The organism is Streptacidiphilus sp. MAP12-20 (genome assembly GCF_041262525.1).
GTDB lineage: Bacteria > Actinomycetota > Actinomycetes > Streptomycetales > Streptomycetaceae > Streptacidiphilus.
The window spans coordinates 60,159-75,004 of record NZ_JBGCCK010000014.1 but is presented as its reverse complement, the minus strand read 5'-3'; the positions used below and the strand labels follow the sequence as shown (position 1 = coordinate 75,004).

The following is a 14,846-nucleotide window of genomic DNA, read 5'->3' as shown; positions in this document are numbered from 1 at the left end:
TCACCCGCCGCTTGACATGTGACCGAAAGGTCACCTATTCTCGGTTCGTGGACGAGGTTTTCAAGGCCCTGGCCGATCCCACCAGGCGCGCGCTCCTCGACGCGTTGTTCGAGAGCGACGGCCAGACGCTGAGCGCGCTGGAAGCAAGGTTCGAGACGAGTCGCTTCGCTGTCATGAAGCACCTGAAGCAGTTGGAGCAGGCAGGCCTGGTCGTCACCCGACGTCAGGGCCGCGAGAAGTTGCACTTCCTCAACCCCGTCCCGATCCGGCTGGTCCATGACCGCTGGGTCAGCAAGTACGCCGAGCCCTGGGCTGCGGCGCTCAGCGATCTCAAGCACGATCTGGAGTCGACCATGGAAAAGGTCTTCGAGATCTACATCCGCACCACTCCCGAGCGGTTGTGGCAGGCGATCACCGACCCGGACATCCGGGCCAAGTACAACTTCGGCGCCCGGATCACCGGGGAGCTCGTGCCGGGAGGCGCGTTCCAGATGTCGTCGCCCGGTGCCCCCGGCCCGCTGGGCGAGGGCGTCCATCTGGAGGTCGACCCGCCGCGTCGGCTCGTGCAGAGCATGACGGCTCTCTGGAGCGACGAGGTCAAGGCGGAGGGCACATCCAGGGTCACCTGGGAGATCGAGCCCGTCGGCGACTCCTGCCGGCTCACCGTCACCCACGACCAGCTCCGCGAGGGTGCCAACGACGAGCTGTACGGCGGCTGGCCGATGATACTTTCCGGCCTCAAGACCTGGCTGGAGTCGGGCGAGCTGCTCACCACGCCAGGCTCGCTGATGTACGGCAGCGGGGCCTGACGCCGCTGATCCGCCGCGTGGGCGGCCTTTGCGCCGGATGGGGCGGAAGGGGACCTTGGCCCCTTGGATGATCCGCCCGTGCGGGGGAGGCTGGAGAGGTACCAGGCCACCGTCCCCGGACGCGAAGGACGAGTCCCCGCCGTGACCGCCCACCTCCCCGCTCCCGCCGTGCTGACCGCCGATGCCGTGCTCTTCGACAACGACGGCACCCTCATCGACTCCCTCGCCTCGGTGCGCAGGTGCTGGGGCCGGTGGGCGAGCGAGTCGGGGATCGAGCCGCAGCGGCTCGACGAGGTCGGCTACGTCGGCCGCCCGGCCCGGGAGGTCATCGCGGAACTACTGCCCGAGCCGGAGGTCGCCGCCGCCGTGGCCAGGCTCCAGGAGCTGGAGCTGGCGGACGCCGCGAACACCAGGCTGCTCCCCGGCACCGAGGAGTTGCTCTCCTCGCTGCCACGGGACCGCTGGGCCGTGGTGACGGCGGCGGCGCGAGTACTGGCGCTGCGACGGCTCTCCGCCCTCGGCCTGACCGTGCCGATGCTGGTCGGTGCGGAGGACGTCACGCGCGGCAAGCCCGACCCTGAGCCCTTCCTCAAGGCAGCCGAGCGGCTCGGCGTGGCACCGAGCCGCTGCGTCGTGGTCGAGGACTCCCCGGCCGGCCTCGCCGCCGGCCGTGCGGCGGGTATGCACACGGTCGCCCTGGCGACCACTCACGACCCGGGGGAGCTGGCGGCGGACGTGATCGCCAAGGACCTCTCCCAGGTGCGGCCGCTGGTGGAGCCGGACGGCTCGCTGGCGCTGCTCATCGGCTGAGGTCCGGTCAGGCAGATCAGGTCTGGTCAGCCGAGTGTGGCCAGGTGCGCCTTGAATCCGGCCCCGAACGAGGTCGGGGTGCCGTCGTAGGCGCTGATCAGGGCAGGGCCGTTGCTGCAGTCCCAGGTGTTCCAGGTCCAGGCCAGGTACGAGGCGCCGGCGCTGTCGAGCCAGGGCAGCAGCGTGTCCAGGTAGCCGTGGGCGCAGTCGTTCTCGCCGAGCTCGCCGGTCACCAGCGGCACCTGGGCCAGCACCGGAGAGATCTGGGAGTTCCAGCAGGAGCTGTTGGCACAGGTGTTGAAGTTGTACGAGTGCCAGGAGGCGGCGATGTTGCCGGTCGGGTCGGTCGGCTTGTACGCGAGCCACTGCGTCAGGTCGTTGGAGTAGGCGAGGCCGCCAAGCATCACCACGTTGGTCGCGCCGGTGCCGCGCACCGCGTTGTCCATGGACTGCATCCCGGCGACGGCGTAACCGATGCCCGGGCAGGTACCGCCGTCCCGCCAGCAGGCCCAGCCGCTGGTCTCGCCGCCGGTGGCGCGCTCCGGGTAGGGCTCGTTGAAGAGGTCGAAGACGACCGCGTTGTCGCCCTTGAAGGTCGAGGCGACCGAGCTCCAGAACGGGACCGCTCCGGCCGCGTCCGGCATCGGTTTCTGACAGAGCGCGGTGGCGGCGGTGCAGCCGGAGGAGTTGCCGGTGTAGACGCCGTCGGTCCAGTGCAGGTCGAGGATGACGTCGAGGCCGTTCTTCTCCAGCAGGGCGACGTAGGCCTTGATCGCGTTGATGTAGTTCGCGCCCGCGTAGGCCGCGCTGACGTTGGAATGGCCGAGCCAGCAGTCCTCGTTGAGGGGGACGCGGACGGCGTTGATGTGCCAGGAGGTCATCGCCGAGACGGAGGTCTGGTCGACCGGGCCGTCGAAGAGCCCCGTGCCCTGGACGCAGCCGAACTCCGCCCCGGACCGATCCACGCCGTGGAGCGTGACGGTGCGTCCTGAGGCGTCGACGAGCTTGTTCCCGGACACATGCAGGGCCGGCGCGGAGCCGGAGGAGCCGGTCGGGCTCGGGGACGGGCTGGAGCTGGGGCTGGGGCTGGCCGTCGGGCTCGCGCTGGCGGAGGCTGAGGGCGAGGGAGACGGGGAGGCGGAGGGCGATCCGGTCGGGCCGCAGGCGAGGCCGTTCACGGTGAACGCCGTCGGCGCCGCGTTCGCGCCGGAGTAGGAGAAGTTGGCGTCGGTCGTGTACGAGCCGCCGGGAGCGATGGTCGCGGCCCAACTCGGCGCTGCGACAGCAACGTTGTGGCCCGACTGCGACCAGGTGCCGTTCCAGCCGGATTGCAGGGTCTGGTTGCCGGCGTAGGTGTAGCCGAGCGCCCATGAGGTGAGCGGGGCGCTGCCGGTGTCGGTGATGGTGACGGCGGCCGTGAAGCCGCTGCCCCAGTCGTTGCTGACGGCGTAGCTCACGCTGCAGGCGGCGCCGCTCGCGGCCGTGGGAACTGCGGTGGTCGAGGCCGAGGCGGGGGCCAGCGGGATCAGCACGGCGGCGCAGCCGCCGAGGGTGGCGGCGACAGCGGCCAGTTGGGCGCGTGGGCGCATGGAGATGACGCTCCTTCAGGATGGTGGACCCGAAATCGGAAGCGCTCCCACGCCTGCCCGCCCGAGCCAAGGTAGCGACCCCGGGCGGGTTCGGACAGAGGTCATACCAAGCTCGATGGAACTTTCCTGCTCACCGACAAGAGTCTTGACGGTCCGTCCGTTGCGGTCAACCATTGGGAGCGCTCCCACCCTCCCTGTCCCCGAGTCGGGTGCGGTCCCGCTGCTTTCGGCAGTGGCCGTTCCGGAAATTCACCTTCCCGAACTGGGACCGCTCCCACCACCACCCGCCCACAGAAAGGCAGTACACAGTGGCGCACCCACCCTTGCGCAGACTGCGTGTGGCAGCCGCCGCCGCAGCGCTCGGCGCGACCTGGCTCGTCCCGGTCGCGGCAGCGCAGTCGGCGCACGCCGCCGGCACGCACCTGGCGAACCCCTTCGTCGGGGCCACCCCCTATCTCAACCCCGACTACGTCTCTGAGGTCAACGCGCAGGCCAGTGCCGACGGCGGGACTCTGGGCACGGCCGAGGCGAAGGTCTCCGGCTACCAGACCGCGATCTGGATGGACCGCATCGGCGCCATCGCCGGTGACAGCACCCACCGCAGTCTGCAGGCCCAGCTCGACAACGCGGTGGCCACGGGTGCCAACCTGTTCGAGGTCGTCATCTACGACCTTCCCGGCCGTGACTGTGCCGCGCTCGCCTCCAACGGGGAGATCCCGGCGACCGCCGCCGGACTCACCGAGTACGAGACGCAGTACGTCGACCCGATCGCGTCCATCCTGGGCAACAGCAAGTACAGCAACCTGAGGATCGCGGCGGTCATCGAGCCGGACTCGCTGCCCAACGCCGTCACCAACCAGAACAAGCCCGCCTGCGCGACGGCGGCCCCGTACTACGAGACGGGCGTGGCGTACACGCTCAACAAGCTGCACGCGATACCGAACGTCTACGACTACCTGGACATCGGCCACTCCGGCTGGCTCGGCTGGTCCAGCAACATGGGCCCGGCCGCGCAGGAGTTCGCCAAGGTCGCCAAGGCGACGACGGCCGGGCTCGCGAGCGTCGACGGCTTCGTCAGCGACACGGCGAACACCACCCCGCTCGATGAGCCCTTCCTGCCCAACTCCACGCTGCAGGTGGGCGGCAACCCGCTGGACTCGGCGAAGTTCTACCAGTACAACCCGTACTTCGACGAGCACAGCTACGACGAGGCGATGCACGCCTCGCTCGTCTCGGCCGGTTTCCCGAGCACGGTCGGGATGATCGTCGACACCTCCCGCAACGGCTGGGGCGGCTCCGCCCGTCCGACGGCGCTGAACTCCACGCCGACCACGGTGGACGCCTACGTCGCGGCCAACAAGGTCGACCAGCGTCCGTTCCGCGGCGACTGGTGCAACGTCAACGGAGCCGGCATCGGCGCCCGCCCGACGGCGCAGCCCTACGGCGGCAGCGACCCGATCATCGCGTTCATCTGGGTCAAGCCGCCGGGCGAGTCGGACGGCGACTACCCGACCGCCACGCACGCGCACGGCGACCCGCACTGCGACCCGAACGGCACGCAGACCGACGGCAACGGCGGCACCTACCCGACCGACGCCATCCCCGGCTACGACATCCCGGCCGGACAGTGGTTCGCGGCGCAGTTCCAGCAGCTGGTCGGCAACGCCTACCCGAGCCTGGGCGCCTCCTCGGGCGGTGGCGACAACGACACCACCCCGCCCTCCGTCCCGACCGGACTGACCGTCACCGGTACTACCGCGAGCAGCGTCTCCCTCTCCTGGACCGCGTCCACGGACGACGTCGGGGTGGCCGCGTACAGCGTGTACCGGGGCGGCGCCAAGGTCGCGACGGTGACCAGTGGCACCAGCTACACCGACACCGGTCTCACCGCGTCCACCGCCTACACCTACACCGTCACCGCACAGGACGCGCCCGGCAACGTCTCGGCCGCCTCGGCGGCGGTGACCGCGACCACGGCCGCCTCCGGCGGAGGCGGAGGCGGAGGCAGTGTCGGCTGCACCGCGACCTACAGCATCAGCAGCGACTGGGGCAGCGGATTCAACGCGAACGTGACGGTCGCCAACACCGGCACGAAGGCGACGACGGCCTGGAAGGTCGTCTGGAGCTTCGCGGGCAACCAGACGGTCTCGAACATGTGGAACGCGACCTACACCCAGTCGGGCACGACGGTCACCGCGGTGAACATGGGCTACAACGGCACCATCGCGGTCGGCAGCAACACCAGCTTCGGCTTCGGTGCGTCGTACAGCGGCAGCAACGCCGCACCGACGCTGACCTGTACGGCTTCCTGACGGTCCGACAGCAGGTCAGTGGGCAGAGGGGGCCCGCCGCTTCGCAGCGGCGGGCCCCCTTGACGGCTCACTCCGACCTGGGAGCGCTCCCAGGTCGCGATCGGCCTCCAACGAGAAGGAGACAGACGGTGACTGCCAGGCCGACGCTCGCCGAGGTGGCACTGCGCGCCGGGGTGTCCACCGCCACCGCCTCCCGCGCGCTCAGCCGCTCCACCCGCGTCAGCGGACCCGCGCGGGCTCGGGTGGAGCGGGCGGTCGCCGAACTCGGTTACGTCCGCCAGCGCGCGCCTCGCGCCGCGGCGGGCAGCACCGGGGCGATCGCGGTCGTCGTCTGCGCGGACATGCTGCACTGCCAGTCCGACCTCTTCTACACGCGGCTGCTGGTCGCCGTCGAACGCGCGCTGGCTCCCTACGAGCGCGAGCTGCTCGTGCTGACCGCGCTGCGGCAGAACTCCCGCCCGTCCCTGCTCCGCTTCCTCCGCGGCGGTCACGTCGACGGCGTGCTGCTGGTCGGTCTGCGCGGCGACGACGCGCTGCCCCGGCTGCTGCGCGCGGCGGACGTGCCGGTGGTCTCCATGGGCCGCCCGCCCGGTGACGCCGACCTCGCCTACGTCGACGCGGACAACGTCGGCGGCGCCCTGCAGGCCGTCCGCCACCTGCAGACCCTGGGGAGGCGCCGGATCGCCACGATCGCCGGCCCCGGCGACATGGCCGTCGGCGTCGACCGGCTCGCCGGCTACCGCAGCGCGGTCCGGCAGTTCGGCACCGGGCAGGAGCTGATGATCCGCGGCGACTTCACCGTGGCCTCCGGCGAGCACGCGATGCTGCGGCTGTTGGACCGGAACCCGCATCTCGACGCGGTCTTCGCCGCCTCCGACCCGATGGCGGCGGGCGCACTGCGGGCGCTGACCCGGCTGGGCATCAAGGTCCCCGACGACATCGCGCTGATCGGCTTCGACGACGCGGCGATCGCGCGCCGCACCACCCCGCAGCTGACGACGGTGCGTCAGCCGGTCGAGGCGATGGGCGCGCGACTGGTGGCGGAACTGGTGCACCGGCGGCTTCCCGGCCGGATCGTGATGGGCACTCAGCTGGTGGTGCGCCAGTCCGCCTGATCAGGACCCGCTAGTGCCTCAGCCTCCCGGAGTGATCGTCGGGAAGAGCTGGGCGAAGGAGTCGAAGGCCGTCGCGATATCGGCCTCCGCCCAGAAGCGGTGGTAGGTGAAGACCGGCGCTGCTCCGCCGTTCAGGTAGGTCTGCACCTTCGACCACTGCGGGTCGTTCTTGTACCACTGCCGGATGGACAGGAAGGTGTTGGTGTTCGTCGAGCTGAGCACCGTCCCGTCCGGGTAGGTGCCGGTCCAGCCCGGCGGCACATACAGGCCCTCGTGGGTGGTCGCGCTGTAGGCCTGGGTGAAGCGGCTGTAGTCGGTCCGGGTCTCCGGGGCCGAGTAGCCGAGCGAGTCGCTGTACTTGCTGTGGATGACGTCCAGGATGTGCTGGGCGAAGTCGCGGGACGCGGTGTCCCCGGACTTGGCCGCGTAATACGCCAGTGTCTTGGCCAGCGAACCGGCCACGCCCAGGTCGGTCGCGCTGCCGCTCGTCGTGACGTGCAGCGAGGCGTTGGCGCCGGGAGTGGTGGCGTTCCAGGTGTCCGGCGCGCCGGACCAGCTGAGTGTGCCGGGCGTGGTCAGCGTGCCGGTGGCGGTGTCCGCGGTGGAGACGGACATCGCCCACTTGACCCACTTGTCCAGCACCGCCTTGGCGTTGGCGTCGCCGGAGGCGTAGTAGTACTCGGCGAAGCGCTCCATGGCCCAGGTCTGGAAGCCGAACCAGGAGTTGCTGGCCGGGTCGTGGTACTCCGGCTGCCAGTCGTAGTAGAGGCCGTAGAAGGTCGGGTCACCGGCCGGCGGCGCGGTCACGTCGCCGTAGTTGCCGCCCCAGCTGTTCGTCGCGCCGCCCGCGATCGCGCCCTCGTTGGACTGGAGCCAGCGGAAGAACTGCAGCTGCTTGGTCAGGCTCGCCGACCAGTCGCCCGTGGCGGTGGGCGACTTGGGCGCCAGGTTGCTGTCGGTGGAGAGGGCGAAGGCCGCCAGTGGGTTCTGGTAGCCCTGGTGTGCCGCGGAGCCGGAGATGCGCCAGGACCAACTGCCGTCCGAGGCACCGCCCCAGGCGAAGTACCAGGTCAACAGGCCCAGTTGCTCGTTGGCCTTGGAGGTGCCCGCCGGGCAGGTCTTGGAGCCGTTGCAGTTGCCGGCCTGCTTGAAGTACTTGTCGTAGAGCGCGTAGCGGAGGTAGTCGCCGAGCTTGGCGGCCTTGGCCAGAGTGCCGCTGATGACCGAGGTCTTGCCCTGGGCCTTGGCGTAGGTGTCCGCCCAGTACGCCGCTTGCACCAGGCGCGCGTCGGCGTCCGGGGCGTCGGTGAACTTGTACTGCTTGGCGTAGGAGCCGCCGCCGTCGTTGAACAGGCTGAGGAAGCCGGAGCTGGTGTTGCCGTACTTGAAGACGTCGCAGTCGGGCTGCGGGATCGTCTCCCAGACGGACTCCTCCGGGCCGCGCTGGTAGCTGTTGATCAGGCTCGGCTTGGTGGTCCCGTCCTCGCAGTTGCCGAAGCCGTACTTGTTGTCGGTGTCCATGATCCACGCGGGTGAGTACATGTCCGAGGTGCCGTAGGTGGAGGTCAGTTCGGCCGAGAGCGGGTCGGTGCCGACGGGGACGGAGGAGTCGAGCTTGACCGGATACTGGTCGGGCTGCGGCAGCTCCGGGCCGTAGGTGGCGGGCTTGGCCGGGTTGTAGGTGCTCTGGCCCGGCTGCTGGGTGTGACTCGGGATCATGTAGGTCTCGAGGTTGGTCCAGGCGTTGTTGAAGCCCGACCAGTCGCCGGTCACCCGGCCGTAGTCGGCCTCCAGCCAGAGCCAGTAGCTGTAGGTCTCCGACGTCGTCTCGTGACCGTAGTCCGGCGCTTCGACGATCAGCGTTTCCACTGAGTGGTAGGGGATGCCGAGCGGGCTGAAGTAGCCGTTCGCCGGGTTCTTGATCTTCGAGTAGAGGTCCAGGAAGTACTGGTCGTAGCCGGAGACCTTGGCCGACTCCGTCGCGGTGACCGAGGCCGCGCCGTAGCCGGTCGCGCTCGCGGTGAAGGTCGCCGTGCCGCCGACCTGCGCGGCGTTGGTCCCGGCGGTGACCGTCACGTTCTGCGCGGTGTTCCAGTTCGACGGGGTGAAGGTGAGCGTGGCCGGGGCCGCGCTCAGGTCGGTGTCGCTGCCGGAGCGGGCGACGGCGACGCTGACGTTCGCGGCGGGCGCGGAGGAGAGCGTGACGCCGAAGGCGCCGGTCCCGCCCTGCTGCACGGTGATCGCGCTCGGACTGACCAGGACGCTCGGGCCGGTCACGCTGATCGCGACCGGGGCCGAGGTCGTCGTCGCGCCGCCGTTGTCGGTGGCGACGGCGGTGAGCGAGTAGCTGCCCGCCGCCACGTTCGCCCAGCTCGCCGTCCACGGCGCGGCCGTGGCGGTGGCGACGAGAGCGTTGCCGCCGGTGCTCGTGCTCGCGTAGTAGTCGACCTTGCTGACGGTCCCGTCGGCGTCGGCCGCCGTGGCCGCGAGCGGGACGGTCGCCCCCGGCTGGAAGACCTGACCCGCCGTCGGCGAGGTGAGACTGACGGTCGGCGGCTGGTTGGCGCCGCCGCAGACGACGCCGTTGACCGAGAAACTGGTCGGGGCGACGTTGGCGCCGGAGTAGCTGAAGTTGGCGTCGGTCGTGTAGCTCGCACCGGCGGCGATCGTCGCGGCCCAGGTCGGCGCGGTGACGGTGACGTTCTTGCCGGACTGGGCCCAGGTGCCGTTCCAGCCGCTGGAGAGGGTCTGGTTGCCGGCGTAGGAGTAGGTCAGCACCCAGTTGGTGATGGCTGTGCTGCCGGTGTCCTTGATGGTGACGGCGGCGCTGAAGCCGCTGCCCCAGTCATTGGTGTCCGCGTAGCTGACGCTGCACGCCACCGAGGCGGCGGCGGCCCCGGTCGGGACGGCCAGGGTGCCGCCGGCGGTGGCGATCAGGGCGAGTGCGCCTGCCGAGGAGAGCAGCGCCAGCAGTCTGGCGCGCGGGGAACCGCGTCGCATATGAGACCTCCCGAGGGAGCGGGTGGGGGAGCGATGACGCGGAAAGTGTGAGGGCGCTGTGCGCGGACGGGCAGGGCGCGCCGGGGTGACGGTCGCGGCCGTTCGCGCGCACGCGGCTGAGCTGCGGCGACGCGGCGCCGGGCAGGTCGGGGCCGCCCTGCGGCCATGTACATTCCACCGCGCACCTCGGCGACGGCAGCGTCGAACAGTTCACCGCGGCGGCGAAGCGGCATTTACTAAGGCAGATTGATAAGCTAGCCTTAGTATATGACCGATGAAGTGGACCCCGACGAGATCGCCGCAGCCCTGCTCGCGAGCGTCAGTCTGCTGGTGCGGCGTGTGCGTCAGGTCCCCGTCGAGGGCGGGCTCACCATGCCGGAGCGGCAGGCGCTGTCGCGGCTGGACCGCGGCGGCCCCGCCACGTCCTCGGAGTTGGCCCGAGAGGCGCAGATCACGGCGCAGGCGATGGGGGCGACCCTCAGCGCGCTGCAGGCCCGCGGCCTGGTCGAACGGCGTCCGGATCCCGGGGACGGCCGACGGGTGATCCTCACGGTGACCGACGCCGGTCTGCAGGAGCTGAGGATCAAGCGCAACGCCCGGACCGAACTCCTCGCCGGGGCTCTCGCCGGCACGTTCACCGCGGCGGAACTGGAGCAGCTCGCAGCGGTCGCACCGCTGCTGGAGCGGCTGGCCCAGAACATCTGACGTGCACGGAAACCGAGGAAGTGACCACCGATGACTCTTCCCGCGGTGCCGCGTGCCGCAAAGCGCCCGGACGGTGACCGGTACAAGTGGACGGCGCTGACGAACACCACGGCCGCCGTCTTCATGTCCGCCCTGGACGGCTCCATTGTGCTGATCGCGCTGCCGGCGATCTTCCTGGGCGTGCACCTGGACCCGCTGGCCCCGGGCAATATCGCCTACCTGCTCTGGATGATCATGGGGTACCGGCTGGTGCAGGCCGTACTGGTGGTCACCGTGGGCCGACTGGGCGACATGTACGGCAGGGTGCGCATCTACAACGCCGGCTTCGCGGTCTTCACGTTCGCCTCGATCCTGCTGTCCTTCGATCCCTTCGAGGGTGGCCATGGAGCGATGTGGCTGATCGGCTGGCGGGTGTTGCAGGCGGTCGGCGGGTCGATGCTGACGGCGAACTCGGCCGCGATCCTGACCGACGCGTTCCCCGAGGAGCAGCGCGGCTTCGCCCTGGGCATCAATCAGGTCGCGGGACTGGGCGGGATGTTCATCGGCCTGGTCGCCGGCGGGCTGCTGGCCGCCTGGGACTGGCGGGCGGTGTTCTGGGTGAACGTGCCCGTCGGCGTCTTCTTCACCATCTGGGCCTACCGCACCCTGCACGAGAGCGGCCGGCGTGGCGGCGGCCGGATCGACTGGTGGGGCAACATCACCTTCGCGGTGGGCCTGAGCGCGGTCCTGATCGCGGTCACCTTCGGTCTCCAGCCCCACGGCGGACACAGCATGGGCTGGACCAACCCGCTGGTCCTCGGCCTGGTCGGCGGCGGTCTGGCGCTGCTCGCGGCGTTCTGGGCCATCGAGAGCCGGGTCACCGCGCCGATGATCCAGCTCAGTCTGTTCCGCCTGCGGGCCTTCACCTTCGGCAATCTGGCGGGCCTGGCCATCTCGATCGGCCGTGGCGGGATGCAGTTCGTGCTGATCATCTGGTTGCAGGGCATCTGGCTGCCGCTGCACGGTTACGACTACAGCGCCACGCCCCTGTGGGCAGGCATCTTCATGCTGCCGCTGACCGCCGGGTTCCTCGCCGCCGGACCCGTCTCCGGGTACCTGTCCGACCGGATCGGCTCCCGGGGTCTGGCCACCGGCGGTGCGTTGCTGTTCGGTGCCAGCTTCCTGGGCCTGATGCTGCTGCCGATCGACTTCAGCTACTGGATCTTCGCGGTGCTGATCGCGCTCAACGGGACAGCCAGCGGCATGTTCGCCTCGCCCAACTCCTCCTCGATCATGGGCAGCGTCCCCGCCCACCTGCGCGGGGTCGCCTCCGGGATGCGCGCCACCTTCCAGAACTCCGGCACCGCCGTCTCGATCGGCGTGTTCTTCTCGCTCATGATCGCCGGTCTGGCCGGCAATCTCCCGCACGCGCTCACCAGCGGACTGCAGCAGCAGGGCGTGCCGGCTCACCTCGCCGCCCAGGCCGGCAGCCTTCCCCCGGTGTCGTCCCTGTTCGCCGCCCAACTGGGCGTCAACCCGGTCCAGCACCTGCTCCAACCCAGCGGCGTGCTGGCCAGGTTGACGGCGGCGCAGCGGCAGGCCCTGACCGGACGCGAGTTCTTCCCGAACCTGATCTCCGGGCCCTTCCACTCCGGCCTGGTCGTCGTCTTCGCCTTCGGCGCCGTCCTCGCCCTCCTGGCCGCGATCGCCTCCCTGCGCGGTACCAGCTCCGCCCCCACGAGGCCGGCCTCGGGATCGACCCCGCCGACCGGCGACGCTGTCGCCGAGATGCAACCCTGCAAGGACAGTGGCGGCTGACGCACCCTCACACCCAGAAACCCGTCGCGGCAACCCGCCGACATCCAGAGAAAGAGCACCATGGCACTGACAACGATCGACCCCACGTCCGCACTCGTCGTGATCGACCTGCAAAAGGGAATCGTCCCGGCCCGGACCGACGTTCCTGTCGCCCAGGTCGTGCAGCGTACCGCGCAGTTGGCGACCGCCTTCCGCCGACGCGGCCTGCCGGTGGTCCTGGTCAACGTCACCGGGCGGGCCCCAGGACGTACGGACGCCGACCGGTCCGGCGGAGGCGGCGGAGGCGGTGCCGCATTTCCGCCCGGGTGGTCCGACCTCGTCGACGAGCTCGACGTGCAGCCGACCGATCACCTGATCACCAAGCGGCGGCGCAGCGCGTTCCACGACACCGGGCTCGACACGCTCCTGCGCGACCTCGGCGTCACCCAGGTCGTGCTCGCCGGCGTCTCGACGAGCAGCGGCGTCGAGTCGACCGCACGCGCGGCCTACGACTACGGCTACCACGTCGTCCTGGCGACCGACGCCATGAGCGACCCCGACACCGACGCGCATCGCAACAGCATCGAGCGCATCTTCCCCAAGACCGGCCAAACCGCCACCACGGCCGAGATCACCGACATGGTCGAGGGGACGCGATGAGCCTGCTGGGTCGGCTTCTGAGCAACCGCAGAGCAGGCGAGGTCCATGCGGCATGGAACCTGCCGCACCTGCAGGGCCCCGACCTGCTCAGTGTGACGAGCCATCACTTCGTCGACGGTGGCGCGATGCCGCTGGAGCACGCCGCCAGGCACGTCGGCGGCCGGAACCTGTCCCCCCACCTCGCCTGGAGCCCGCTACCGGCCGGCACCGCGCAACTGCTGCTGGTCGTCGAGGACACCGACGTGCCCATGGCCAGGCCCGCCGCGCACTGCCTGGCACTGATCGATCCGGCCGTGGAACACCTCGCCTCCGGCGCCCTCGCCGCTCGGCAGCCCGCCGCCGGAGTACGGGTGCTGCGCTCCACCATCGGACGCGGATACCAGGGCCCCGCACCCATCAAGGGCCACGGACCGCACCACTACACCTTCCAGCTGTTCGCCCTCTCCAGCGCGGTGGGCACCGCCCCCGACGGCTCCGCACTCGAGCGCGCACGGCCCCGCGCCCTGCTCTCCTCCCTCACGACTCCCGTGCTGGCCCGAGGCCGACTGACCGGGACCTTCGAACGCTGAGGACCGGCCCGAGATCTGGACCGGCTCACTGGGCCCGACGGTCCAGCAGGCCGCGGATGAACGCGGCCTGTCCGGCGTGCTGCAGGTCGTCCGAGACGACGCTGACCAGCCGGACGGCGGCGGTCACGGGCGGGTCCCAGCGGGTGTCGACGATGCGGTCCAAGTGGTGCCCGCCGGGTCCGCCCAGAAAGGCGAGGGTGCGCGCGTGCACATCGTCGTAGTACCCGAGCAGCAGCTCGGCGGTGCTGCCGCCGAGTGCGGCGACCTGCTGGGGGCGATGTGCGTAGCCGGTCGCCCCGGCGGGGAACGGCAGGTCGAAGCGCTCCCGCCAGCCGAGCTCCGTCCAGGCCTGCGGCATGTCCGCGAGGTCGCACACGTGGTCGTCCTGGATCCGGGTCAGGTGCCAGACGAGCCAGGCGACGGAGTTGGCTGCCGGATCGGCCCTGAAGGCCAGCTGGTCCGGGCTCAGCCCCTCGACGGCCTCGCGTACGACTTCCTGGATCCGCCCGAAGGCGTCGATGAGCAGTTCGGTCGCGACGGTCACAAGGCCAAGGCTAGTCCGGGGGAGCCGTGGGACGCCCGAGTTGCTGGGCCAGGGGGACGACGGGCGGCATCACGAAGTCGCGGCGCAGATGGTTTCCGCCGTCCAGGAAGAGCGTGTGGCCGGTGAGGAAGCCGGCGAAGGGCGAGCAGAGGTAGGTCGCCGCCCAGCCGAGTTCGTGCGGCTGTCCGACGCGCCCGGCCGGCTGGCGGCGGGCGTCGACAGCACTGTGGTCGGGGTCCTGCTCGCGCAGCCGGCGTAGCGACTCGGGAAGGTCGTCGTGCGGGAAGAGCCCGGGGACCAGCGCATTGACGCGGATCCCGGCCTCGGCCCACTCGACGGCGAGCGTCTTCGTCATCGCGCCCACCCCGGCCTTGGCGGAGGCGCTGTGCACCATCCCCGGACCGCCGGTGAAGGCCTGAGCCGCCAGGATGTTCAGGATCGCCGCGCCCTCGCTGCCCCGGCCGCCCTCGCCGCCCTCGCCGCCCTCGCCGCCCGGCCGGGCGGTGTGGCGGCGGTGGAGCTCGCGGGAGCAGTGGAAGGTGCCGTTCAGCACGGTGTCGACCACGGCCCGCCAGCCGTTCGGGCTGAGCTCGGCGGCCAGGACGGGGAAGTTGGCGGCGGCGTTGTTGACCAGCACGCGCACCGGCCCCAGCGCGGCCTCGACCAGGTCGAACGCGGCTGCGACCGCCTCGGGGTCGCGCACGTCGGCGGGCGCGCCGATCGCTCGGGGCCCCGACCAGCCGAACGTCCGGGCGGCCTCGGTCACCGCCGCGACACCGGCGGCGCGGTGCTCGGCGCTGCGGCCGAGCACGCCGACCCGCGCGCCGAGCCGGGCGAACTCGACGGCCATGGCCCGGCCGAGCCCGGTCCCGCCGCCGGTGACCAGCACGGTCGTCCCCTCGTAGCAGCCGCTCGGCAGCATGGCCGTGCCGAGCGGAGGTGGCTGGCTGACCACGG

At 70.8% G+C, this 14,846-nt stretch carries 12 protein-coding genes; 8 read left to right on the top strand and 4 right to left on the bottom strand.

What is annotated here, in order from left to right; all coding sequences use genetic code 11:
- Nucleotides 1-47: 47 nt before the first annotated feature.
- Both ABIA32_RS20325 and ABIA32_RS20320 read left to right on the top strand, forming a co-directional pair.
- A complete protein-coding gene (locus ABIA32_RS20325; RefSeq protein ID WP_370097176.1) occupies nt 48-809 on the top strand; it encodes an ArsR/SmtB family transcription factor in 762 nt (253 codons plus the stop codon).
- A gap of 141 nt (nt 810-950) precedes the next feature.
- Nucleotides 951-1,619, top strand: coding sequence for an HAD-IA family hydrolase (locus ABIA32_RS20320; RefSeq protein WP_370097173.1), 669 nt, complete (start codon nt 951-953; stop codon nt 1,617-1,619).
- A gap of 26 nt (nt 1,620-1,645) precedes the next feature.
- Here the strand turns inward: ABIA32_RS20320 and ABIA32_RS20315 are convergent, their stop codons facing one another.
- On the bottom strand, nt 1,646-3,208 hold the full coding sequence (locus tag ABIA32_RS20315; protein WP_370097172.1) for a cellulase family glycosylhydrolase: 1,563 nt from the start codon (nt 3,206-3,208) through the stop codon (nt 1,646-1,648).
- A 323-nt stretch (nt 3,209-3,531) separates the two neighbouring features.
- Here ABIA32_RS20315 and ABIA32_RS20310 point away from each other — a divergent pair, with 323 nt between their 5' ends.
- Complete coding sequence (locus tag ABIA32_RS20310; RefSeq protein ID WP_370097170.1) at nt 3,532-5,520, top strand: glycoside hydrolase family 6 protein; 1,989 nt, start codon at nt 3,532-3,534, stop codon at nt 5,518-5,520.
- A 128-nt stretch (nt 5,521-5,648) separates the two neighbouring features.
- Nucleotides 5,649-6,635, top strand: coding sequence for a LacI family DNA-binding transcriptional regulator (locus ABIA32_RS20305; protein ID WP_370097167.1), 987 nt, complete (start codon nt 5,649-5,651; stop codon nt 6,633-6,635).
- 18 nt (nt 6,636-6,653) lie between these two features.
- Here ABIA32_RS20305 and ABIA32_RS20300 read toward each other — a convergent pair whose 3' ends face one another.
- Entirely contained in the window at nt 6,654-9,635 is a 2,982-nt protein-coding gene (locus ABIA32_RS20300) for a glycoside hydrolase family 48 protein (protein WP_370097164.1), read from the bottom strand.
- A gap of 267 nt (nt 9,636-9,902) precedes the next feature.
- Here ABIA32_RS20300 and ABIA32_RS20295 point away from each other — a divergent pair, with 267 nt between their 5' ends.
- The 4 genes from ABIA32_RS20295 to ABIA32_RS20280 are packed head-to-tail and all read left to right on the top strand — an operon-like array spanning nt 9,903 to nt 13,345.
- Nucleotides 9,903-10,340 (top strand): MarR family winged helix-turn-helix transcriptional regulator, encoded by a 438-nt coding sequence (locus ABIA32_RS20295; protein WP_370097162.1) that lies wholly within the window; start codon nt 9,903-9,905, stop codon nt 10,338-10,340.
- Nucleotides 10,341-10,370: 30 nt separating this feature from the next.
- Entirely contained in the window at nt 10,371-12,137 is a 1,767-nt protein-coding gene (locus ABIA32_RS20290) for an MFS transporter (protein WP_370097159.1), read from the top strand.
- 60 nt (nt 12,138-12,197) lie between these two features.
- Nucleotides 12,198-12,776: an isochorismatase family protein gene (locus tag ABIA32_RS20285; RefSeq protein WP_370097156.1), complete on the top strand. Its 579-nt coding sequence runs from the start codon at nt 12,198-12,200 to the stop codon at nt 12,774-12,776.
- Entirely contained in the window at nt 12,773-13,345 is a 573-nt protein-coding gene (locus ABIA32_RS20280; protein ID WP_370097154.1) for a YbhB/YbcL family Raf kinase inhibitor-like protein, read from the top strand. The genes ABIA32_RS20285 and ABIA32_RS20280 overlap by 4 nt, the downstream gene beginning before the upstream one ends.
- Before the next feature lie 25 nt (nt 13,346-13,370).
- Here ABIA32_RS20280 and ABIA32_RS20275 read toward each other — a convergent pair whose 3' ends face one another.
- A complete protein-coding gene (locus ABIA32_RS20275; protein WP_370097151.1) occupies nt 13,371-13,889 on the bottom strand; it encodes a DUF664 domain-containing protein in 519 nt (172 codons plus the stop codon).
- 10 nt (nt 13,890-13,899) lie between these two features.
- Nucleotides 13,900-14,844: an SDR family oxidoreductase gene (locus ABIA32_RS20270; protein WP_370097150.1), complete on the bottom strand. Its 945-nt coding sequence runs from the start codon at nt 14,842-14,844 to the stop codon at nt 13,900-13,902.
- Between the last annotated feature and the right edge of the window lie 2 nt (nt 14,845-14,846).

What these genes read in the sequence shown, in the direction of transcription:
- ABIA32_RS20295 (WP_370097162.1), top strand. Translation starts at nt 9,903, where the DNA reads ATGACCGATGAAGTGGACCCCGACGAGATCGCCGCAGCCCTGCTCGCG.
- ABIA32_RS20315 (WP_370097172.1), bottom strand. Translation starts at nt 3,208, where the DNA reads ATGCGCCCACGCGCCCAACTGGCCGCTGTCGCCGCCACCCTCGGCGGC.
- ABIA32_RS20280 (WP_370097154.1), top strand. Translation starts at nt 12,773, where the DNA reads ATGAGCCTGCTGGGTCGGCTTCTGAGCAACCGCAGAGCAGGCGAGGTC.
- ABIA32_RS20285 (WP_370097156.1), top strand. Translation starts at nt 12,198, where the DNA reads ATGGCACTGACAACGATCGACCCCACGTCCGCACTCGTCGTGATCGAC.
- ABIA32_RS20300 (WP_370097164.1), bottom strand. Translation starts at nt 9,635, where the DNA reads ATGCGACGCGGTTCCCCGCGCGCCAGACTGCTGGCGCTGCTCTCCTCG.
- ABIA32_RS20290 (WP_370097159.1), top strand. Translation starts at nt 10,371, where the DNA reads ATGACTCTTCCCGCGGTGCCGCGTGCCGCAAAGCGCCCGGACGGTGAC.